The 21,905-nt window shown below is 44.2% G+C and carries 24 protein-coding genes and 1 tRNA gene; 11 read left to right on the forward strand and 14 right to left on the reverse strand.

All coding sequences use genetic code 11. From position 1 onward, the window contains the following. The first annotated feature begins 321 nt into the window (after positions 1-321). The 3 genes from bchB (at position 322) to AAFP14_RS09215 (ending at position 3,944) form a co-directional block, all read left to right on the forward strand. On the forward strand, positions 322-1,848 hold the full coding sequence (gene bchB / locus AAFP14_RS09205) for a ferredoxin:protochlorophyllide reductase (ATP-dependent) subunit B (RefSeq protein WP_341731970.1): 1,527 nt from the start codon (positions 322-324) through the stop codon (positions 1,846-1,848). Between the two features lie 279 nt (positions 1,849-2,127). Then, positions 2,128-2,619 (forward strand): DUF2188 domain-containing protein, encoded by a 492-nt coding sequence (locus tag AAFP14_RS09210; RefSeq protein ID WP_341731971.1) that lies wholly within the window; start codon positions 2,128-2,130, stop codon positions 2,617-2,619. A gap of 779 nt (positions 2,620-3,398) precedes the next feature. After that, the gene (locus AAFP14_RS09215) at positions 3,399-3,944 is read left to right on the forward strand and encodes a helix-turn-helix domain-containing protein (RefSeq protein ID WP_341731972.1); all 546 of its coding nucleotides are present in this window, start codon (positions 3,399-3,401) and stop codon (positions 3,942-3,944) included. On the opposite strand, the gene AAFP14_RS09220 is transcribed toward AAFP14_RS09215, so the two are convergent. Then, complete coding sequence (locus tag AAFP14_RS09220) at positions 3,941-4,237, reverse strand: hypothetical protein (protein ID WP_341731973.1); 297 nt, start codon at positions 4,235-4,237, stop codon at positions 3,941-3,943. The two genes, AAFP14_RS09215 and AAFP14_RS09220, sit on opposite strands and share 4 nt — an antisense overlap. Positions 4,238-4,250: 13 nt before the next feature. Between AAFP14_RS09220 and AAFP14_RS09225 the strand changes: the two genes are divergently transcribed. Continuing rightward, positions 4,251-4,472 carry a hypothetical protein gene (locus AAFP14_RS09225; RefSeq protein WP_341731974.1) on the forward strand — a complete coding sequence of 74 codons (222 nt, stop codon included), beginning with the start codon at positions 4,251-4,253 and terminating at the stop codon, positions 4,470-4,472. Here AAFP14_RS09225 and AAFP14_RS09230 read toward each other — a convergent pair. Both AAFP14_RS09230 and AAFP14_RS09235 read right to left on the reverse strand, forming a co-directional pair. Then, positions 4,455-4,838 (reverse strand): DUF5615 family PIN-like protein, encoded by a 384-nt coding sequence (locus AAFP14_RS09230; protein WP_341731975.1) that lies wholly within the window; start codon positions 4,836-4,838, stop codon positions 4,455-4,457. The genes AAFP14_RS09225 and AAFP14_RS09230 overlap by 18 nt on opposite strands. Next, on the reverse strand, positions 4,835-5,095 hold the full coding sequence (locus AAFP14_RS09235; protein WP_015176393.1) for a DUF433 domain-containing protein: 261 nt from the start codon (positions 5,093-5,095) through the stop codon (positions 4,835-4,837). The genes AAFP14_RS09230 and AAFP14_RS09235 overlap by 4 nt, the downstream gene beginning before the upstream one ends. 213 nt (positions 5,096-5,308) lie before the next feature. On the opposite strand from AAFP14_RS09235, the gene AAFP14_RS09240 reads away from it, so the two are divergent. Beyond that, positions 5,309-5,599, forward strand: a complete 291-nt coding sequence (locus AAFP14_RS09240; RefSeq protein ID WP_341731976.1) for a type II toxin-antitoxin system TacA family antitoxin — start codon at positions 5,309-5,311, stop codon at positions 5,597-5,599. 144 nt (positions 5,600-5,743) lie between these two features. Here the strand turns inward: AAFP14_RS09240 and AAFP14_RS09245 are convergent, their stop codons facing one another. After that, positions 5,744-6,361 (reverse strand): Uma2 family endonuclease, encoded by a 618-nt coding sequence (locus tag AAFP14_RS09245; protein WP_341731977.1) that lies wholly within the window; start codon positions 6,359-6,361, stop codon positions 5,744-5,746. Between the two features lie 96 nt (positions 6,362-6,457). Then, positions 6,458-7,087: a Uma2 family endonuclease gene (locus AAFP14_RS09250; protein WP_341731978.1), complete on the reverse strand. Its 630-nt coding sequence runs from the start codon at positions 7,085-7,087 to the stop codon at positions 6,458-6,460. Between the two features lie 453 nt (positions 7,088-7,540). Here AAFP14_RS09250 and AAFP14_RS09255 point away from each other — a divergent pair, with 453 nt between their 5' ends. Beyond that, on the forward strand, positions 7,541-7,762 hold the full coding sequence (locus AAFP14_RS09255; protein WP_341731979.1) for a helix-turn-helix domain-containing protein: 222 nt from the start codon (positions 7,541-7,543) through the stop codon (positions 7,760-7,762). Between the two features lie 293 nt (positions 7,763-8,055). On the opposite strand, the gene AAFP14_RS09260 is transcribed toward AAFP14_RS09255, so the two are convergent. Then, entirely contained in the window at positions 8,056-8,433 is a 378-nt protein-coding gene (locus AAFP14_RS09260) for a Mo-dependent nitrogenase C-terminal domain-containing protein (RefSeq protein WP_341731980.1), read from the reverse strand. A 581-nt stretch (positions 8,434-9,014) separates the two neighbouring features. Between AAFP14_RS09260 and AAFP14_RS09265 the strand changes: the two genes are divergently transcribed. Beyond that, positions 9,015-9,608, forward strand: coding sequence for a rhomboid family intramembrane serine protease (locus tag AAFP14_RS09265; RefSeq protein WP_341731981.1), 594 nt, complete (start codon positions 9,015-9,017; stop codon positions 9,606-9,608). Between the two features lie 21 nt (positions 9,609-9,629). On the opposite strand, the gene AAFP14_RS09270 is transcribed toward AAFP14_RS09265, so the two are convergent. Further along, positions 9,630-12,518 (reverse strand): PAS domain S-box protein, encoded by a 2,889-nt coding sequence (locus tag AAFP14_RS09270; RefSeq protein WP_341731982.1) that lies wholly within the window; start codon positions 12,516-12,518, stop codon positions 9,630-9,632. A gap of 288 nt (positions 12,519-12,806) precedes the next feature. On the opposite strand from AAFP14_RS09270, the gene AAFP14_RS09275 reads away from it, so the two are divergent. Together AAFP14_RS09275 and AAFP14_RS09280 are read left to right on the forward strand one after the other, a co-directional pair. Further along, complete coding sequence (locus AAFP14_RS09275) at positions 12,807-13,247, forward strand: hypothetical protein (protein ID WP_341731983.1); 441 nt, start codon at positions 12,807-12,809, stop codon at positions 13,245-13,247. A 189-nt stretch (positions 13,248-13,436) separates the two neighbouring features. Continuing rightward, complete coding sequence (locus tag AAFP14_RS09280) at positions 13,437-13,625, forward strand: DUF2949 domain-containing protein (RefSeq protein ID WP_472851037.1); 189 nt, start codon at positions 13,437-13,439, stop codon at positions 13,623-13,625. 89 nt (positions 13,626-13,714) lie between these two features. On the opposite strand, the gene AAFP14_RS09285 is transcribed toward AAFP14_RS09280, so the two are convergent. The 6 genes from AAFP14_RS09285 to AAFP14_RS09310 form a co-directional block, all read right to left on the reverse strand. After that, a tRNA-Met gene (locus AAFP14_RS09285) sits at positions 13,715-13,791 on the reverse strand. Positions 13,792-14,046: 255 nt separating this feature from the next. Next, the gene (locus AAFP14_RS09290; protein WP_341731985.1) at positions 14,047-15,000 is read right to left on the reverse strand and encodes an asparaginase; all 954 of its coding nucleotides are present in this window, start codon (positions 14,998-15,000) and stop codon (positions 14,047-14,049) included. Between the two features lie 157 nt (positions 15,001-15,157). After that, positions 15,158-15,658, reverse strand: coding sequence for a CGLD27 family protein (locus AAFP14_RS09295; protein ID WP_341731986.1), 501 nt, complete (start codon positions 15,656-15,658; stop codon positions 15,158-15,160). A gap of 326 nt (positions 15,659-15,984) precedes the next feature. After that, positions 15,985-16,410: a ribosome silencing factor gene (rsfS, locus tag AAFP14_RS09300; RefSeq protein ID WP_341731987.1), complete on the reverse strand. Its 426-nt coding sequence runs from the start codon at positions 16,408-16,410 to the stop codon at positions 15,985-15,987. Between the two features lie 494 nt (positions 16,411-16,904). Continuing rightward, complete coding sequence (gene yqeK / locus AAFP14_RS09305) at positions 16,905-17,537, reverse strand: bis(5'-nucleosyl)-tetraphosphatase (symmetrical) YqeK (protein WP_341731988.1); 633 nt, start codon at positions 17,535-17,537, stop codon at positions 16,905-16,907. A 335-nt stretch (positions 17,538-17,872) separates the two neighbouring features. Continuing rightward, the gene (locus tag AAFP14_RS09310; protein ID WP_340524036.1) at positions 17,873-18,052 is read right to left on the reverse strand and encodes a hypothetical protein; all 180 of its coding nucleotides are present in this window, start codon (positions 18,050-18,052) and stop codon (positions 17,873-17,875) included. 126 nt (positions 18,053-18,178) lie between these two features. On the opposite strand from AAFP14_RS09310, the gene AAFP14_RS09315 reads away from it, so the two are divergent. Continuing rightward, positions 18,179-18,364, forward strand: a complete 186-nt coding sequence (locus AAFP14_RS09315) for a hypothetical protein (RefSeq protein ID WP_341731989.1) — start codon at positions 18,179-18,181, stop codon at positions 18,362-18,364. Between the two features lie 70 nt (positions 18,365-18,434). Here the strand turns inward: AAFP14_RS09315 and AAFP14_RS09320 are convergent, their stop codons facing one another. Then, positions 18,435-19,940, reverse strand: coding sequence for a GUN4 domain-containing protein (locus AAFP14_RS09320; RefSeq protein ID WP_341731990.1), 1,506 nt, complete (start codon positions 19,938-19,940; stop codon positions 18,435-18,437). 524 nt (positions 19,941-20,464) lie between these two features. Between AAFP14_RS09320 and AAFP14_RS09325 the strand changes: the two genes are divergently transcribed. After that, positions 20,465-21,838 carry a hypothetical protein gene (locus tag AAFP14_RS09325; RefSeq protein ID WP_341732043.1) on the forward strand — a complete coding sequence of 458 codons (1,374 nt, stop codon included), beginning with the start codon at positions 20,465-20,467 and terminating at the stop codon, positions 21,836-21,838. Positions 21,839-21,905 lie beyond the last annotated feature (67 nt).

The following is a 21,905-nucleotide window of genomic DNA, read 5'->3' on the forward strand; positions in this document are numbered from 1 at the left end:
ATCAATCAAATTGATTAATATTTAGCTGTGAGGAATCAGTTCAAGATTTAATATCTACGTTGTAGGAATTGAATTTGCCGAGGTGTTAACGAAAATTGACAAAAGGTTAAGAATTATTGCAATAAAAGCAGAGTAAAGTTATTTTATTCAGGGGTCAAATCCTTAGCAGGAAGAGGGTTTGACCGATCGCCCAAATCAACAAATCTAGAGAAACTTACTATTTCTAAAGGATTCATTCGGTGAGAGAATCGGAAACAACTCTAAAATTTAGCAGTAATCGCCCGATCGAGCAACTCTCAACCAGCACAAGGAAAAATACCTATGAAATTGGCTTATTGGATGTACGCAGGCCCAGCCCACATTGGCACCCTGCGCGTTGCTAGTTCCTTCAAAAACGTCCATGCAATCATGCACGCACCCATAGGAGACGATTACTTCAATGTCATGCGTTCCATGCTGGAAAGAGAACGGGACTTCACCCCAGTCACCACCAGCGTCGTTGACAGACACGTACTCGCCCGCGGTTCCCAGGAACGAGTGGTGGACAATATCACCCGTAAAGACAGAGAAGAACACCCAGATTTAATTGTTTTGACTCCCACTTGCACTTCCAGCATTCTGCAAGAAGACTTAGAAAACTTCGTGGAGCGAGCTCAATTGGAAGCCAAAGGCGATGTGTTGTTGGCTGATGTTAACCACTATCGGGTAAACGAACTCCAAGCAGCCGATCGCACTTTAGAACAAATCGTCAAATTTTACATCAACAAAGCCCGCAAAAAAGGCGATTTAGTAGAAACCAAAAGCGAAAAACCATCAGTCAACATCATCGGGATGTCTACGCTGGGTTTCCACAACAACCACGACTGCACCGAGTTGAAGCGTTTGATGGCAGATTTGGGCATCGAAGTCAACGAAGTTATTCCCGAAGGCGCTTCAGTTCATAACTTAAAAAGACTGCCACGGGCCTGGTTTAACCTGGTTCCCTATCGCGAATTAGGGATGATGGCCGGAGAGTATTTGCAAACAGAATTCGGTACGCCAATGGTGGATATTACCCCCATGGGTGTGGTAGAAACTGCTCGTTGTATTCGGAAGATTCAGCAAGTTTTGAATGCTCAAGGTGCGGATGTTGATTACGAAAATTTCATTGACCAACAAACGCGGTTTGTGTCTCAGGCTGCTTGGTTTTCGCGATCGATCGACTGTCAAAACTTAACAGGCAAAAAAGCCGTTGTATTTGGCGATAATACCCACGCAGCAGCCATGACGAAGATTTTGGCTCGCGAGATGGGAATCCACGTTGTGTGGGCAGGAACCTACTGCAAACACGATGCTGACTGGTTCCGGGAACAGGTAAGCGAGTATTGCGATGAGGTGATTGTTACCGACGATCACGGGGCGATCGGAGATGCGATCGCCAAAGCCGAACCTTCCGCCATTTTCGGCACCCAAATGGAACGCCACGTCGGTAAGCGCTTGGATATTCCCTGCGGCGTAATTGCTGCGCCGATTCATGTCCAAAATTTCCCGATCGGCTACAAGCCATTTTTGGGTTACGAAGGCACAAATCAGTGCGTCGATTTGGTCTACAATTCCTTTACTTTGGGCATGGAAGACCACCTGCTAGAAATCTTCGGTGGCCACGATACCAAGGAAGTAATTACTAAGGGAATTTCGGCTGATTCGGATATGAATTGGACGAAGGATGGACAGGCTGAGTTGAATAAAATCCCTGGTTTTGTGCGCGGGAAAGTCAAGCGAAATACTGAGAAGTTCGCGCGCGATCGGGGAATTGCTCTCATCAATGCTGAGGTGTTGTACGCGGCGAAGGAAGCTGTCGGCGCCTAGGTTATGAGTGGGGTAAGGGCATCTCTTGTGACATTAGTGTTAACAACCGCGTCAAATGTATTACAATTCTACTGTTTGACGATTAGGCTTTCGATCCCCCCTAGCCCCCCTTAAGAAGGGGGGAACCGGAAATGCTCAAAGTCCCCCTTCTTAAGGGGGATTTAGGGGGATCGAGACTCCGCTATAAACGAGAGATAAAAAGATTTTCAGGCTTAAGTTGACACCAATGCTCTTGTGGATGCCCTTGCTTATTTATAAAATTTTAAATAAGCGAATAATATGGACACAAGAGTAAAAATTCTCGAAGATTCCACAAGTATTACAGGTTTCTACGATAAAGAAGCGGATGTTCTGTATATCTCGCTGGGAGAACCGCGCGAGGGCGTAGCTGTGGATATTAGCGATGGTGCGATCGCCCGCTATCATGAGGATAGTGAAACAATTGTCGGCATTACTTTAATTGGATTGCGGCAGCGGGTATTGAAGGAATTGAATCACAAACTGCACGTAGCACCTCATCCAAATGGGTGGGCGGTGAATGAGGCAAGTGTTGAGTCAGTTGAGAGACTATTTCCTACTCAGGAAGCTGCGCTTAAATATGCAGTAGGAGCCGCAAAGGCGCAATGGCTTGAGGTGGTGATTTATGGTGAAAATGGGGAAATTCAGAAAGTGATTAATCCGGGAATAGATGCACTTTTGCAGCGGAGGAGTCAACGACGAAATTCGGTTGCAGATCAACTTGAATGTTTAAAGAATGTTGAGGTTTCCTGAAAGAAATGCGCGATCGCTATTCTAGTGGTAGCTAAAAGGTTCAGCGAAGAATGACAGTTATGAAGTCTGCAACCCTTGCTTCTTTTTGACTACTCTACCGGATAGGATCTCCGTCTTTTATCGTAGCTAGAACCGGACAATCAATAGTATTAACCCCTTTCCCGTTAAAGTTATTCTTATTCATAACAGTTGGAGAGGTAACGTGCCTTTTTGTACCCTGGTCTAAAAGGTATATGCGGTTCTTCAAAGGATGTCCGTTTTCTCCACAACGGACAAGTCTGTTATCATTTGTTATGGATGGTCCGGGTTCAACAGCATCGGTGTCTAAATAATCTCGCTGGTTGGGTACAAACAATCTTCCATATATACTCGGACCTGCGATATGGCGGCGCTGACCACGGTCAACCCAGAAAATCATACTATTACCCGGATTTCTAATTATAAGACCGTTTAAATCTGGGCGATTGCGTTGGAATGACTGAGCGTTAACACCTTTATAAAAAGTGCTTTCAGTTGTAGCAAAGAGGAGAACAGACGAGAGGAAAACGAAGGGAAATAACTTGTTCATATTGACAAAGTGAAGTAATAACTGTTGGCTATATCAATTCCGTATTGTGGCTGACGCTCCAAATACACCCATCGATAATTTGGTAAGTAATTTAACCAACTTGATACTACTTATCATGTCAACCGATCGCAGCTTTGGCAAGTCGGAAAAAAGCGGATAAAGTCGGAAAAAAACGGGTTATATTAAAATAGTGTTGTATTCAGATATGCTGATGGATGCCCAACAGGTCTTAAACTCTATTGATGAGCTAGTGTTTGCCAAGACTGGCAAACACCTCGACACCCTGCAAGTAGCAATCCTCAAGGGAGTCTTGAATAATCGGAAATACGCACAAATTGCGGAAGAATATCACTGTAGTCAGGGTCATGTAAGGGATGCTAGCTATGAGCTATGGCAGATGCTCTCAACTGCGCTGGGCGCAGACATTAACAAATCAAACTTTCGCGCTACGGTAGAAAGATGGGGAGTAGCAAACTTCTCAAGTATGGGAAGTCCTGTACAAATTGGGCATATTAATTTTTGTACCAATCCCGCACAAGAATCTGAATCACTTTCGTCAGAACGCTCGGCATCAAATAATAAAAGTGATAATGATGTCAAAGAATATCCAAATTATCAAAAACTTTTAGAAGAAGCCGAACGCAAAGCTAAGTTAGAAGCAGTCCCTAAATTGGCAAAACTGGGTTTGAATGCTGAACAAATTGCGGAATCTTTAGAACTGCCGTTAGCAGAAGTGCATCGGGTAATTCAGATTTAGATAAACTTCCCGATTCTTTCTTCGCGCATATCGGGAATAATTGTATCCCAATTAATTACTTCTTCAGTTTTTATTGATGCTGCTTTGACGACTAAGACTCCACCAATATAATGAACCTCGCACTCTTCATCCATATTTACTGGTTGGCTGTTGCCAGTTTCCTTTGGCGGCGAAGCTACTTCCTGCTTTCTCTGCTGCCATAATAAGAAATCAGCAAACTTGAGGATTTCTTGCAGTTCGATTTCAGAGAAATTTTTCAGTTTGTCAACAATTTGTTCTTGGATAGGTGTCACGGCTATTTTTTCCTTGCTTAACACGATCGCCCTTATTCAGTTTAACACGAGGGAAGAGCGATCGCCCTTTTCCAACAAGCGTGCGATCGCCCATCTGAAAAATTGCTATGATATCAAACGCTCCAATCTGGCTATCATTATTGCTACAATAAAATTAGTCGATCGCTATTTCAAGATTGTCGATAGCGACGCACCCTACAATATCTATGGTAATTGTTTAGTCAGATTCATCTGACGATATTGCTTGATACTCCAAAAGCTTTTCCCCTCGGATAATCCACAATTTACCCGCAACTTCTGCGGCATCCAATCCGCGAATTAATATTTCTACTGCCGCTTGCAAATCTTGCGGTTTCGCTTGAGAAGGCAGACGCAGTAACACAATCCCAGAATAATCAGAAGGATTGTAGCGGAGGCGATTGCCAAACCCCCTATCCAAAGTCACCAAACATCTATCTTCCCTTCGACAGATATCAATTAATAATTCATCCGGTGTTGAACTCAAATTTTGTTCCCGTACAGTCGCAACATCATGGCCAGCCAAACGTAACATGGAAACAACGCGGATGCTGCCCAAATTTTCATCAAGTTTTAACTTCACTTTAAAACTACCTTTTTTTCACCCACAGGAATTTCGACATAACAATCTCTTGCCAACTCAGCCCCATAAGCAATACAAGCCAAAACGTCTTCTCGTTCAATTCCCGGATATTCCTCAAGCAATTCTTCCAAAGTCATGCCGCTAGCAAGAAAGTCAAGAATCAGAGAAACCCAAATGCGATGACCGCGAATACAGGGTTTGCCAAAGCAGATATTAGAGTCGATTGAAATGCGAGACAGTAAGTTATTTTGAGTCATGTTTTTTCAATTATAGATGAATTATTTCTTCATTTGAGCAACATTTATTTATTGGATACGCATCACGGCTATTTTTTCCTTGCTTAACACGATCGCCCTTATTCAGTTTAACACGAGGGAAGAGCGATCGCCCTTTTCCAACAAGCGTGCGATCGCCCATCTGAAAAATTGCTATAATATCAAATGAGCCAACCTTGCTCTCAGTGAAAAAATATGTCAACCCCTACACAAACTCCCCAAACAAGCACCCTTGAGATAACTATCGATCGGGAACAAAAAGAACTGTTAGAAAAAGCAGCTACCCTGTGGGGTCTTAGTCTGAGCGAATATCTGCTCGAAGTTGCTCTAAATCTAGCCCAAGAAATGCCAGTTAAACCAGAACAGATCGTTCTTTCCGAACCAAATTGGGAAATTGTTACCTCAGCGATAGAAAATCCACCAGAACTTAACTCTAAGCTGAAAGCAGCGATTGAAAGGTATCGGCAAGAATACGAGTGCAAATAAATATCAGAACAACTTTATTAAAACTACTCAAATTCTCTACAATTAACCGTTGTGCTAACCCAAGATTAATTTGACGTTGACGAGGAATGCGAGTGAGTACGGAGTAAAGTTAAGCTAACGAAGCTATCCCGTAGGGAATCACCCTCACTCCTCCTTTTGACTATCTTCTTGCTCAACTTGCTCAAAATTAACTTGCTCGTAAACATCAGATAGAGGAACTTCTACCTGGAAGGAATTAAACACTAATGCCGTATCTTCCTCGTCATACTCGCGATACAACCATCTTTTATTCTCGGTTTTAGAATATTGCTCAACCTTAATTTGTGTTTGATCGATCAGAATATATTCTCGAAAAGTAGAAAGAGTTTTGTAAAATGCAAACTTGTCACTTCGATCGTAGTTTTTAGTAGACTTTGATAAAACTTCCACAATCACTTGAGGGTTGGTAATCATATCCGTGCGATTGTTGTGGTACTCTGGTTCTCCCAAAATTACCATTACGTCAGGATAAGTGTAAAGTCTGACTTTTGGTACCCACAGACGCACGTCACCGATGAAGATGCGGTAATTTCGTTTTTTGAGAGCAAGACTCAAAGCAATGTACAAATTGCCAGCGATTTGATTGTGATTGGTAGATCCGCCTGTCATAGGAATAATTTCTCCGTCGAGATATTCGCTTTTGTACTCTGCTGTTTCTTCCAGTGCTAAATATTGCTCTTCTGTGCAGTAACGTTGCTCGCTTGTTTGCAAAGTGGCTGTCATCTTGATATTCTCCCACAAGGATGTTGAACAAATATTTCTTTTGAGTGCTATCGCTCACTTAAATGATAACCCGCATTCCCAACCAAGCGAAATACCTTATTCCTCCCCGCTTTCTTCCGCCTCATTTTCCGCATCAAAATTCACCTTCTCATAAACATCAGCCAGCGCAACTTCAACTTGAAAGAAATTAAAAACTAACGCCGCATCTTCCTCATCATACTGACGGTAAGACCACCGCTTGTTTGCCAACTTACAATACTGTTCTATATAAACCTGGGATTGGTCAATCAGAATATACTCTTGAAAGGTCGGAATCGTTTGATATAACTTAAATTTATCACTGCGATCGTAAGCTTTCGTAGATTTAGATAAAACTTCCACAATCGCTTGAGGATTCATCACCGTATCCTGGCGATTATTGTAATACTCAGGTTTGCCCGGAATTACCATCACATCGGGATAAGTATAAAATCGCTTTTTCGGCAGCCACAGACGCACGTCACCGATGAAAACATCATAGTCAAGTCCCTTAAGAGCAAGACGTAATGCTATACTCATATTCAAAGAAATGCGATTATGATTCGTAGTTCCACCTGTTATGGGAATAATTACTCCGTCGAGATATTCACTTTTGTACTCTGCTGCTTCTTCCAGGGCGAGATATTCTTCTGGAGTGAAGTAGTCTTGTGCTGTTGGCTGTTCTGTTACTTGTAGAATAGCTGTCACGGTTTTTTCCCCAATTCAATAGATTAGGACTTATTCACGGGTGGTCAGAAACCGGGTTTTTACCAAAAAATTGGGTCTAAAGCCCCGTCCTTCTAGGACGGCTTTAATTTCCACTTATTGCAAATAATTGTTAAATATACGTAAATTGCGATCGCCCTTTTCACACCAAAGGCGATCGCACGCTGATCAACTCGCAATCAAAATTAGTCGATCGGATCGAAAACTAAAGTCAATCTCGCAGCCGGAAGCAGTTGTTTGAGAACTCGCAAGTGACCCTCTGCATCAGACCAACTGCGAAAGCGACCGACAACGACCCTAGTTTAATCCAAATAAAGTAATATGACAACCGCAACGGTCTATTTTGCTACTGATATAGTCTATGCAGGAAAAAATTTGACCGACAAGGTGCTAGCATCTGCCTTGCAAAGGTTGTGTTATGCGAGCAGTTAAACAGTGATCCGGTGGAGATTAGCAGTTGTCATGGCCGATCGGAATATCAGTAACAAAGAACTGGCCCTCCTCACGGGCATGAATCCCAGGTCTATTTCTCGGCTCAAAACTCGCCGTTACCTGACCCGAATAGACGCAGCAACGTTAAACGTTCTCTGCAAATCACTAAATTGCAAGCCCGGAGACTTAATGGATTACGAAGAGGACAATCCCGATCGAGCCTGAAATATAATTTGTACGATCGCCTTCTCAAACCAAAGGCGATCAGCACTTATCCTTCTGGATGCACGGGCGATCGGGAAACCGGGTTGGTGCGAGAATACCTCGTTAGAGTGGCAAAAAACGCAAAAAACCCGGTTTCTTTTTAGACCGACTCCTTGAAGAAGTTGGGGCTCTGCGTGTATTGACTGGAAACCAACATCAGAATCAATTAATCCCTGAAACCAAAAAAACCCTCCCCAACAAGGAATAGGGAGAGTTACCATAAAATAGAGTTAGAAATTGAAGCTTTTACAGAATTAACAATAGGGAGTCACATCCTCGCCACACTCATCAGCCAAATAACACAAAGCTCGAAACCGCATCCCCACTACTTGTTCGTAAAGCGGGTTTAACTTGCACATTGGCGGAATGTAAAATAAAGTGCGATCGCCAATTTTAATTTCCCGCTCAAAGGGACACTGGGAGGGAATAAACTTACACAAAAATCGAGCCAATTTTTGACTTTTAATTTCGGTGCTATCCAGCCACTGTTTCAGCGGATGCAATAAGTCAAAGCGCGGTTTTTTTCCGTAAGGTTGAGGATTTGTAGCGACACTAGCTGGGTTTTTTTCTTTACCAACCCATACCCAAATTGGCAGAGTGCGGTAGGGTACTGTATGCTCAAATACATTCATTTTGATCTGTTCCTCTTTTACAACGAGGTGCCAAGAACTCTCTGTAGAGTTAGGAGATTATCTACAATCAGTATCTACAGCATCCCGTTTTGCTTTACCGGATTGAACTTCTTGAATTAATGACTTTTGGCGAAAAAATTAGTTCCTTGAATTTTTGATCTAGTTCCAGGCTGTGCGATCGCACCAAGGCAGTGATGCTCAAACCAGCAGGAAAAAATTTTGCTCGGCTTGCTTACCATTGCATTGTATTGTCTAATACAATACTTTTTTTACACAGAGTGTGCGATCGAAAAAGTGTCCTTACTTCCAGACCAAGGATTCATCTATGGGGTAGAAATCCTGCTTTTGATGTTTTACTTTTTACATTAGGTTTACTCACTTTTTGTAGTTCTCTTTTAATTCTGACGTATTTTTGTGAATTATTCCATAGGTGAAAATGCGGAATTTTAGATAAAAGTGATAAGAGTTACAAATGAGGGTGGCTACAAAATTCTGAGAAACCCAGCCTCAACTATTCCGTGAGCGATCGCTCAAAAAATCCTACAATTATACATAGCCGTCAATCATCACCCTCACCAACCATGAGCAACCCAAATACCAAAACTATCACCAGGGAATTGCAAAGTCATGTCGCCATTCTCGGTGGCTGCGTCGCCCTCTTCTCGATGATAGAGATTGTCGATGTATTTGTTTTCCGAGGCGCACTCAATTCCTACGGAGTGCGCCCCCGCAACCTTGACGGACTTCAAGGCATCCTGTTAATGCCTTTTCTACACGGCAGTTTTGCCCACTTAGCAGCCAATACCCTTCCTTTTGTGACATTGGGTTGGTTGATTATGCTACGAGAAGTTAGCGATTTTTTTGTCGTGAGTGGCGTCACTATGCTAGTTAGCGGATTGGGAGTTTGGTTAACCGGCGCGCCCAATTCCGTTCATATTGGCGCCAGCGGATTAATCTTTGGTTACTTCGGCTTTTTGCTGCTGCGGGGCTACTTTGAGCGTAGCTTTACTTCAATTTTACTATCTTTAATTGTTGGTTTCTTCTACGGCAGTTTAATTTGGGGAGTATTACCATCTCAGCCAGGAGTTTCATGGCAAGCCCATTTTTTTGGGTTTGTCGGGGGTGTATTAACCGCCCAACTTTTGGGGCGACAAAAATCTAAAATTAAAAATTAAAATCCTTTGGTATTCATGACTTTAACTCTCTCTTTTTAATGTAACGCGATCGGGCAAGCGCACAGTAAAAATAGAACCGCAACCTAACTGACTTTCGACTTGAATATCCCCACCCATCATCAGGCAAAAGTGACGGCTAATGGTTAATCCTAAACCCGTGCCGCCATACTGGCGCGTGGTGGAGGCATCTCCCTGTATAAAAGCTTGAAATAAATGCTGTAATTGTTCCGGGGGAATACCAATACCTGTATCAGCTACGCGGAAAACTATCCATTCGCAAGAGTCTTTTTGTTGGTGCACTTTTAAGCTTTGGTTTTTCACTCTTTCAACGCTGATTTTAATATGGCCACCTTGAGTGAATTTCGCTGCATTGCTCAGCAAGTTGAGTAATATTTGCCTAGTTTTAGTAATATCAGCATACATCACTCCCAGCTCTTGAACACAATCAACTTCAAACTTATTAGAATTTTTCTGCACCAAAGATTCGACAGTCGAAACTACCTCATTAATTAAATTAGCAGGGCTGAAAGTTTCTAAATAAAGTTCCATTCGCCCTGCTTCTATCTTAGAAATATCCAGAATGTCACTAATTAAAGATAGCAAGTGTTTCCCAGCAGTTTGAATTTTCAGCAAGTCAGGGATAAAATCTTCGCAACCCAAGTCTTCAGCATCTTCTTTGAGTATATCGCTGTAGCCGATAATCGCGTTGAGGGGAGTTCGCAATTCGTGACTCATGTTGGCTAAAAATGCGCTTTTTGCTTGGTTGGCGGCTTGAGCAGTTTGAGCGACTTTTTGGAATTCTTCTGCTAATTTGCGCTGGGTAATATCTTCGGCAATGCCGACGATGCGGTAAATTTCTCCTGTTTCGTTCCGTACCGGAAAAGCCCGATCGCGTACCCAACAGACTGAGCCGGAGGAGCGCACTACTCGATACTCCTCATCATAATCACCCCGCACCTGTTTCTCAAAAGCAGCATAGATGCGATCGCGATCGTCTGGATGAATCGCATCCCAAAAAGATGTTGGTTCAGAATACAAAATCTCACTGCTCCGATTCCATATTTTCTCACAAGCTGGACTCACATAAACTATCTGCTTGTGATTTGGTTCTCTAATCCAAAATACCTCGTGAATATTTTCTGCCAACTGACGAAACCGCTCCTCGCTAGCCCGCAACTGCGCCATAGCATTGTGAAAATCAGTCACATCTTGAACCAGCGATGCTACTCCGATTATACAACCATCAGTATCCACCAAAGTAGTATTGTACCACTCGCACAGAATAACTTTACCATCTTTTCTGACGTTCTCGTTGATGCTACTAACTCCTCCTTGATTAGTTAACAAAGTGATAGATAATTGCCTGACGTACTCCTTAGCACTTTCAGGAACGATCAGATCGACTCCGTGACGTCCCATAGCTTCCAAACGGTTGTAGCCAAAAATTCTTTCGGCTGATAAATTCCATTCCGCTACTTCAAAATTGAGATTCCATTCAATACCCCCTAAAGGAGTTTGATGCAGGTGGAGAGCGAGTTTTTGCTGGGAGTTTTTGAGAGAGCTAATTAATTGAGTTTTGTCCGCGATCGCCGATTCCACCCGATCTTCTAGAGTAGTAAAAGACTCTTCCAACTGACCCGCCATCCGATGAAAAGAACGCGCCAGAACACCCACCTCATCCTCGCGCTTGACAGATGCCATCAACTGCCGTTCTAGTGCTGTTGAGTCCCATTCTCCCCGCGACAAATCCTCCGCAGCCTTACTCAGACGCTGAATTGGGACCACAATCCACCTCGAAGTTAAGCCACCAATCGCGATCGCCACCACCAAAGCACCAAAACACAGCAACACAGTGTAACGAGTGTTGCTGTGAATCCTTTCCATAAAATCGGCTTCAGGAACCGCCACCACAATCAGCCAGTCGAGTCCTCTCCCATCAACCAGGGGCGTTACTTGTAGAAATTGCCGTTCCCCGTCGATCGCAAAATCTAGCTGGTAAGTGTCATTAATCTTCCTCAAATCCCCGAAGCGCTTGGTCAAATAGCGAGCAGTCGATCGAATCAAAGGATTATTGCTGCTCGTTGCCCTAATCCGTTTTGCCACACCATTACTAACAATAAATGGCGATTCCTGAGTGGAATTTGCCACCAATTCCCCAGACCTTTCTACAATAAAAGTCTCTCCAGATTTACCTATTTTTAGATGATTCAAGAATTTATTGATATGCGAAAGTATCAAGTCTGAACCCACTACTCCAATCAGTTTGCCCCCTTCGCCATAAACCGGTGCAGCCGCCGTAATCGCTAGTTTTGGCGAGTCAAAATAAGTATAAATTTTGCTCCAAGTCGGTTTGCCAGTTTCCAATGGTGCTGTGTACCAGGGGCGGATGCGAGGGTCGTAGTTGGGACTACTTTTTAACAGCTTGCTTGGTGTCCCTAACTCCGAGGCTGCGTAGCTCTGAAAATGATAGCCCGTAGATTTGTTAGAAATCTGAAATTGTAAATTACCATCAGTGAGGCGTTCAACTCCAATAAAATCTTTTTTTTCTGAGCCGAATTCAATATAGCTAATTTTATCGAAGGCTTGGATTTGTTTGGTAAAGTATTTCTGCAAACTAGCGGAATCATCTACTTTTAAAATACCGAGACGGATGGCATCAATATTTAGCTGATTGATTTGGTGTGGCGTGGCAATATAACTATTAATATGTTGCTGGATACGCGATGTAACTTCTGCGCGCAGTTGGGCAGCCACATCGTTGACTGCTATGCGCCCGTTCCGCAGCGATAGCCACCCAGTTAGACCTACAGCAGCAAAAGTCTGGAGGGCAAAAGGCACCACTAGGACGATCCTAATTGGTACTTTGCCCAACATTGTTACAATCTGGTTGGTCAGATATCTGATTGGCATGATGAAGCTAAAGTTTTAATAACCCACAATGTTTAGGTAAACTGCAACCTCAGTAGAGTAGATTTTGAAATTGAAAGAGTTTTTTCGGGCAATTTGCTGTTAAAAACTCATATTTTTGCACCACGGATTAAATTTGCCACTTATGTCACCATTATCTTAACCCGATCGCCCGCTTTCGCAACAGGGGCGATTTCTGACTACCATTCCAGAAGCCGCGCCTTCTCGATAGCTTTCCCCCGCGGACTAGGAGCTTGGCTTTCTGGCTGACGCTGGTTAATTCGACACTTTATGAATTTTAAACTGGATATAATCAGAATACTAGGATGCAACGCCACACAAGGAGCGATCGTGAATATAATTATGGCTACTCTTGGCACTGTTGTGGGACTGAGCTCGATCTTAATCGGTATGACTCTGCCGGTTCTAGCCCAACCAAGACCCCAAATAGTGCCACAAAATTCAGAAACGACTTTATCAGGAGATTCGCTGAGGACGGTGGAAGATAGAACCCTTGACTCTGACTATCAATACTGGCTTGGTGAACCACAAACCGTGGGTGATTCGGGTATCAGAGCTAGTCGCTGGAGCAACACTTTTCGGATCAAAAGCGATCGCCAATTGGACTCGATTGCAACTCCTTCCGATGCCGAGCGTCAAGCCAATCCTTTACCTCCAGCGCCTAGTGACACTGGTACTGGAGGGGGAGTTCAAATTCAGCTAGGATTGTAGGAATTTGCAATAATTTGATTTTTTGTGATAGCGATCGCCTTTTTTGAGCATTTATATCACAATTTATAGACACTTCTCATCACACCAAACTCGCCCTTATCCACCGACAATCAGGACAATTAGATGTCTGAAAAAGCCCGATTAGCTACATATCTTTACAAAAAGCGTATAAAACTGGCGGTGAAGGTGATGGGAAAGGCTCAACTGATCGATTATTTGCAGGGGGAGTTGGCGATCTCGCATTCGGCGATCGCCCTAGCTCTGCGACACGGCGAACAAGATGCAGGTCAACTGCCTTTGGTTCTGTGGCAGTACGGGCTGGTTACACTTGAACAACTCAACCTGATTTTTGATTGGCTGCAAGCCCAGCAGATTTAGCGATCGAATGTAGTGGTCTCATCTTTAGTGGTCTCATCAAACAAAACCCCCATAACCTTTTGGATTACAGGGGATTGTTTTATTTAATTTGGTGGCGGGAAGTGGATTTGAACCACTGACCTTCGGGTTATGAGCCCGACGAGCTACCAGGCTGCTCTATCCCGCGTCGCTTTGTCTCTTCTCTAATATAAACATACCTTTAGGAAAATAGCAACCCCTAAATCAAAAAAACTTTTGAGAGGGTGGGTGGGGTTGCTGAAATCGGCTTGCCATCAGCACTTTTAGCTAGAAAGTCTGATGCTGGCTGGGGCATATGCTGCACCATGCTCAAGTACAAAGCCGAAATGGTAGGCAAAGTTTACCGAAAAATGGTGTCTAAAGCCTCGTCCTTCGCTTGACGGCTTTTTCTTGATCTTGTAGTTCAAAGCATGGAAACTTCCCCGACTACCTCCAAGCGCTTGAATTCACTCAGAGTCATGTAAGTTTCCGAAAGAGTTTCGGCGATCGTCGCGGTGATCCACCCCAACTGCTTGAGCAAGTGAATCGCCACAGCATATTTAGCCCGTTTGGCCCCATCTGTTACCTTAATTGCCAAACCCATACCTTCGCCAACCCGGCCAATGCACTGCACGCCCTCGGCACCGGACTTGCTCACCAACTCCCCTTGGGTCAAGCGCATCAGTTCCGTGTCAAATTTGCCCTCACCCGCGACCATGATCGGGTGGTGAGTCATAGCGCGAACAATCCGCTCCATATCCACATTGTCGCCACTGGCCAACTTAGCGTAGAGAGAAGCCATTTGCCCCAACTGCAATAAATAAGTAGGAGCCCCACAGTCGTCGCGAGCGCTGATAAACTCTTCGGCTGGCATTGCCAGTAAGTCAGCCACCTTGCCCAAAATAAGCTGCTGGACGGGATGTTTGCGCCGCAAATAAGTTTCCAGCGGCCAGTGCAGTTGCTGACAGACTGCCAGCATCCCGGCGTGTTTGCCAGAACAGTTGTATTGCAGGGAACTCTTTTTACCTTCAGGAATCGGGCATTGCAGTTTAGAAGGGTCAATGTCGCAGCGCCACAGGACGTTAAACACCTGTCGCGATTGCTCGATCGTACCTTGATGAGAACTGCACATAATCGCTAAGTCTCGATCCGTGAGTTCGTAGCGTTCTAAGGTACCGGTCGCTGTCACAGCCAAAGCTTGAAAAGGTTTGAGTGAAGAACGGACAAAGGTTGCCGTTTCCGAGTTACCAGCAACGGACAGAACGCGGCCGCGATTGTCGCAGACAGCAGCCTGGACCCGGTGCTTAGATTCCACAATACCTTCGCGCAGCAGTCTGACTTCCAGTTCTGGAGCTTGGGTTCGTTTTCCCCTTGTCATATCAATTTTAGATTTTAGAGTTTAGATTTTAGATTGGGCTTGAGGAATTTATGAATTGTGAGTGTAATTTATCAGTTGCGATTTGTCAGTTACAAATTGGATCTTGCAGCCAAAACCGATCGCTCACAACTCATAATCCCCCAGCACCCATTGCCGATTACAAACAACTCCAAATTACTCCCCCGGCAACCAGGAATACCGTCAAACCATAAAATGTCTGCCGCAGACGCTTCAGAATAGGTTCTAGCTGGTAGTTGACAATTAACTGGTCTTGAAGCAAGACTTCAGGAGTTTTCACCCAGGATTGACCGTCATACCAGCCGGATTCTTCGTAGACGACTGTGGGGTTAGAAAGGCGCGATCGCACATAAAACCAACCCAAGTACAGTCGCAGCAAGGCTAATCCTAGAATAAAACTGGCACCAGCGGCACCACTAAGGGCAAACTGAACTGGATACTTGACCGGAACAAAACTAGCAGCAGCTATCGGCCCGGATACCAACCAACTCCAACCCCACACCCAAGCCAGTTTTGTCAAATACTGCCGCCAACTCAGGGTGGCCCAACTAAAAAACCAGGACTCTTTGAGTTCTTGGTATTCATTGAGTGGTCGCTGTTCCTGCGGAACAGGACAAATAGAAACATAAGTGTCTTTCACATTAGCTATCCGATACTTTTTTGCTAACGTTTGCTAACAAATACATAAGTTGAGAACTGATCTCAACTAAGGCGTATCAACCAATGCCCGTAGAAATCTCTACAAGCACTTGTACTATCAGCGTTCAGCTTGGTTTTCGCGTGACCGCATTTAGCCAATTTGATTATTTGCTTTGATACTGTAGAGGCAACTTATTTAGATAGAGGTTGCTTACTACCAAGGTTTTTCACCTAAATCCGAGCGGCTAAATTCATTCTACATGACATAAAGACATCGGGCTAATGTAAGTGATTGTTGGCAAATGTCAGAAAAAGTCTTACTGTTAATCAACCTCTAGGCGCGACAGAAAAGTCAATACGTTCGGCGTGTCCCCAGAACGCTTCTAAATTGTAGAATTCACGCTCTTGAGGTTTCAAGATGTGGACGATCGCGTCGCCGTAGTCCATCACTACCCAACTGGCATCTGATTGCCCTTCTATGCGCAGTGGCAAGCGTTCCCATTCTGCTTCTACTTGGTCGGCGATCGCTTGGGAGATAGCTCGTACCTGCACGTTGGAAAAGCCGGTGACGATCGCAAAGTAATCTGCTAAGTAGCACACTTCTGATACCCGAAGCAAGACAATATCATCCCCTTTGCGGTCTTCGGCAGCACGGGCAATGGTCAAAGCTAGGGGGCGGGTCGGGTCTGGGGATGCACCTGGAGTGGCTGTAGACTGAGCCAAGGTATATTCGAGTTGGGTTCTATCTGACATTCAGTGTTTAAGTTCCTAAGTAAGGGCTAATTGACGATCTGCCATCGGTTTTTGGCAGTTTGAGACCGGAAATGGCAGCGCGGGCAAAATCTCAAGTTGGCACTCCCCTCTAGTCAAGAAACGGGGATTAGGAGGCTCGAACTTAGGGAAATTAATCAAATTCGATTCTCCCTTGAGTTTGATGAAACTTTGGATTTCTTGATTTGAGTGGATGACCATCAGTAAATTATTTCTCTGGGTCTCATAGGTGACAACGTTCAACAGGTTGTTTGATAATTGCAGCAGTTGTTCTACGATGATTTTGGTAGATTCTGTTAACGCTCACAGATGTTTTTGGGGACAGAGTATTTTTTGACCTTTGAGCATTAGACAGTCTTGGGTAGTCGTTTTTTGAGATAATTGCTACTTATTATAATAGACAATCAGTCACCAAAAATTGAAAGCAGGTGTTAAGCTGCAACGCCACTTTCAGCTTCAATATGTAAATTTTGCTTTTAACTTGTGATTGGTGCGATCGACTCCCCCGTCAAATTTCTTGTTTCTTTCACTGTAGTCATTTGCAGCGCCCAATTGCGGGTAAGTACCGTCCGCGGGTGGATGTAGCACCGAGTTTCTAGCAAGTATTTAAGAGCATAATCGCTGGCTTGCCAGACGGCGGCATAAAGATTTTGCACGCTTTTTGAACGCAGCGCTTCTAGTTCGGGGGTGTTACCGCGGCTAGGCTCGATCGTATCGGCTACAAATAAGGTACAACTGAGCTGACTCATATTTGGTCGGCCGAGGGTATGATTGGCAATGGCATCCAATATTTCTCGATCGACCACCCCGAACTCATCTCTGGCGACAATGGCGCTGACATCCGCGTGTAGCAGGTGTGGGTGCGCTATTAACACCGAGTCTAGCTCTAAACCTTCCGCCTTTGCTATTTCCAGTAGCAGTTGAGGTTTGAAGTATTTTGCCAAATCGTGTAACAATCCGGCCACTCGAGCTTTAGCTTCATCGAGGCCGTAAAGGCGAGCCAAGTCACCGGAGGATTGCTCAACTCCCAGAATATGTGTGATGCGAGCAGCAGGAACGCGGTCTCTGAGCCAATTTAGGACGCTTTCGCGCCCTTGTGGAAGTATCAAGTATTAACTCCGAAATTGTATAATTTCTTTTATGTTAGCGTTTTCTTTTCCAGACCACTGTGGCTACGGACAGTCGATCGGCTAACCCTCTAATCATTGATTGAGTAAACAAATGTGGGCAACTGTCAATCACCCACATCTAAAAATCCTCACAATTCCAGTTTTTAGGAAAGAGACCATCTCCAAAGGAGACTCCCATTTATCGGGTGGGAAACTCTGCTCCTGTTCCTCCACCTTCGCAGTATCTACCTAATGCACGCTATATTTCGGTAAATGTGTGTATACAGCTACGAAGGGTCTTGTTTACCTCGCCAAAGTTATCAGTGGGTAGTGGATCAGGCTGGAACTACAGGATCGAACACAACAGTCAACCTGTCGGCCGGAACCATGCGCTTGAGAATTTGTAAGTGACCGTCTGCATCAGACCAACTACGAAACTGACCTACAACCACTTTTTCCAAATTCGGAAGCGATCGAACTACAGTCCACGGCTTCAGACATTTTTCTTGCAGCATATATAGACATATCTCCTTTTTCAATGGGAGCCAAAGCCAGTCAACCATGCTTAGACAGCGCTGAGAACTGGCTTTTGACTTTGTAAACTTGCCCTTCTCTCAAAACATATCACAAAAAAATAGTTTGTGATTATATCTTATTTACTGATTATTTTTATAGCATTTATCAAAAACACATCATTTAGGCCAATTGGGAATTGGGAATTGGGAATTGGGAATTGGGAATTGGGAATTGGGAATTGGGAATTGGGAATTGGGAATTGGGAATTGGGAATTGGGAATTGGGAATTGGGAATAACAAATAACCAATAACAAATAACAAATAACCAATAACAAATAACCAATAACCAATAACCAATAACCAATAACCAATAACCAATGATTACACATCTCGCCGTGACAGCAGAAACCAAATGCCACCCAAACCCAAAACACCGCACAAAACCCCACCTTCCCATCCAAAAACAGTCCCACCAGGCAAATGTCCAGGCTTCGCCTTAGAAGTAAAATTTATCTCCGAATAGTATACCCATTGATTATTAATTCGCCATCCCACACGATCGCCAAACTTTTCCCACACAGTAGCATCATAAACTCCAGGCTTCCCACCAGACTTTACCCACAGACCCTTTTGCACCGAAAAACCGAACCGGCGATGACTGTGACGCACCCAAAGTTGGTCTATAGTCTGTAAATCCTTACCCGGAAACTTCCTAATATCTTCCTCACTCAAATAACCTCTTGATGTTTGCTCCATCACCTCCAACATTTTCACAGAAGTTTCCTCATCCGCAGCACGCCAATTTTTCTCAGTCAGCAGTTTTTCCAACAGAGAATAGTCAATACCTTTTTCCGATTCTAAATTAACGGAAACTAAAGGAGTTTGAGTTACAGGTTGAGTTGGTATAGAAGGACTAACAACAACTGTTGGTTGCTGGGACTTAGGCACTGATGGTACAACCACCACAGAAGTAGGTCTTAAAACCTCCAAAACTTCCAGAGCCGATTTATAGCGGTCTTTAACATACTCCTGAATCAACTTATCCAAAATCTGCCCTAAATCTTGGCTAATCTTTGTACCTTTAGGCAAAGCCTCCCTCCACAGCCAGCGACCTTCTAGAGGGTCATAAAGGTCATCATGAATGTCTCCGTAGATATCCAAATAAGGCATAACAGAAGTTAGCAACCGAATGCAAGTCACCCCCAAACTGTAAAGATCGCTAGCAGGAACAGCCTTACCGTGCCGCTGTTCTAGAGCTGCATAGCCCGGAGTTCCCAACTTAGTTCCTGCTTGGCTAGGAGCTGCTGCTACTACCTGTTTAGAAACCCCAAAATCGATCAGTACCAATTTGCGATCGCGATTGCGGCGAATCACGTTTTCCGGCTTAATATCCCGGTGAATTACATTCCGCTCATGAACAAAATTCAGCAAAGGCAACAAATCTAAGAGCAGTTCTCTAGTTTTAATTTCGCTATAAGCACCATATTTTTCTAACTCATCTTTTAAGTTATTGCCATCAATAAACTCTTGCACTAAATACAAGCGCCCATCTTCCTCAAAATAAGAAATTAACTGCGGAATTTGTGGATGTTTGAGTTCATATAGCCGTCTTGCTTCTTGTTCAAACAACCTGACATACTTTTTAAAATGACTCGGTTTCCGCTGAAATTCCTGTGGTGGTGACAACTGTTTGATTACGCACAGTTCTTCAAACTTCCCGTGATTAACAGCCCGAAAAGTTCTGCCAAATCCCCCATCGCGCAGCGGCTCAGTTGCTGCATAAAGGTCTTTTAGCAGCAACTTGGAACCGCAATTAAGACAATACTTTGTGCCTGGTGGGTTCTGACGCTTGTCTTTGGGGCAATCGAGATTAAGGCAGTAGGTCATATATTAAAAACGGGTGAACAAAATTATACTTAGAGTGTCATTTTATTCAAGAGTGCGATCGCGAGCTGTTTTTTTTGGGGCCAAACTCAGAACATCAGCACAGAGGCTGCCTGGGGTAAGCTGAGGGGAGTTCTCGCCAGACTGCCCCACAGCAAGTATAGCTCTCTTGAGCCTTTTACCTCAAACTCAGAGTCCCAGTTTGACACCGAAGCTCGATCGATGCAGTATCTTCGACAAACAGAGCTTCATCCCAACCAGTTGTCACTTAGCACTCAAAAAGGTCAATCGCCCCAACTACTTTCAATTTTTGCCACAGCCAGCCTGTAGAGCCTAAAACAGACATCATACTCGATCGCTCCCATCCTCGGTACAATAAAACAATCAGGTCAACTCATCATTTAAATTTCTGAGGAATCCCAAATTTATAATCCCAAATACCAAATATAATGACACTGAAACTTCAGCCATCTCCCAATTCCAAATCGCCCAAAAAATCTCCAAAAATACCTTGGTTCGAGCGCTTAATGGCCTTGATAGCTCTGGGAAATTTAAGCGTAGTATTATTTGACATCAGTTACCTTCCGTGGCGTGATTTCTACTTCCGGCAACTGCCTCTGCTCACCCAAGTCTACGATCCATTTAAAGGAATTAAACCCCACCGAGATACCCAAAAATATCTAGAAAGCTTAGATCAATTAAAAAATCAAGTGCTGCAAACAGGCTTAGCCTCTCCTCAAGTAACAGCTAAATTGCAGGAACTAGACAATCTGAGCGCCAAAATGATCGACGAAGACCCCTTTCGAGTAGCATCAAAAAGCGGCACGCTAGAAAAAATTAAAGACAGAATGCGCGATCGCGCTCCCAACCCAGAAGACTCAGCCAAACAATCCTTCAAAACATTCTGGAGCCAAGACTATTTAACCAGACAAGGTTGGCAACCAGAAATCAACTGGTTTGATGCCAAAATCAAGCCATTAATCGCGACCAACTATTACCGGGCGATGGGAGAAAACGGCGAATTTACCGACAATTTTTGGAAAATTGACCTGCCATTTATTATCATATTTGCGATCGAATTTTTAGCCCGTACCTACACCATCAGTCGCCGCCACCGCAGCGTCACTTGGCGAGCAGCCATGCTCTGGCGGTGGTACGACATTTTCATGCTGATCCCCGGATGGCGACTATTGCGAGTATTAACTGTCACCATCCGCATCCACCAAGCCAAAATGCCCGATCTTCAACCCATACGCACCCAAATCAGCCGGGGTTTCGTCGCCAACTTTGCCCAAGAATTAACAGAAGTAGTGGTAATTCAGCTCATCAACCAGATGCAACAATCAATTAGTAGTGGCGAACTAGCAAAGCAACTTTTTCAATCTCAGAAACAGCGATATTTAGACATTAATAATATCAACGAAATAGAAGCGATCGCCACTCATTTAGTCCAAATCACCGTCTACAAAGTCCTCCCTCAACTCCAGCCAGACCTAGAAGCCCTCCTGCGTTACAATATAGAACTATTTCTCAAACAATCCCCCCTTTATCAAGGATGGAAGCAAGTACCTGGACTGGGAAACCTGCCGGAACAGCTAGCAGAGCAATTAGTTGCAGAACTCTCCAAACTAGCCACACTCGGTCCCCAAGATGCCTACGAAGCCTTCAAAATCGCTAGCGAAGACCCCATAGGAACCAAACTCTCAGGCCAGCTAGTCCAGCATTTCGGGCAAGCTTTGGGAGCTGAACTGCAACAGCAGCAAACTTGGCAAGAAATACAAATGTTGCTTTGCGACTTCCTGGAAGAGTTTAAAATCAACTACATCCAGCGGTTGAGTGAAGAAGACTTCGAGAAAATTTTAGAACAAGCCAAAGAACTGCAACGCATAGCCCCGCGTTAGGAAGATCGAAGATTTTCCCCATTCTCTCCCTATCTCCCACTCTCCCCACTCCCCCCCGTCGCCGAAT

Origin of the sequence: Microcoleus sp. EPA2 (genome assembly GCA_020882975.1) — a bacterium.
Lineage (GTDB): Bacteria > Cyanobacteriota > Cyanobacteriia > Cyanobacteriales > Microcoleaceae > Microcoleus.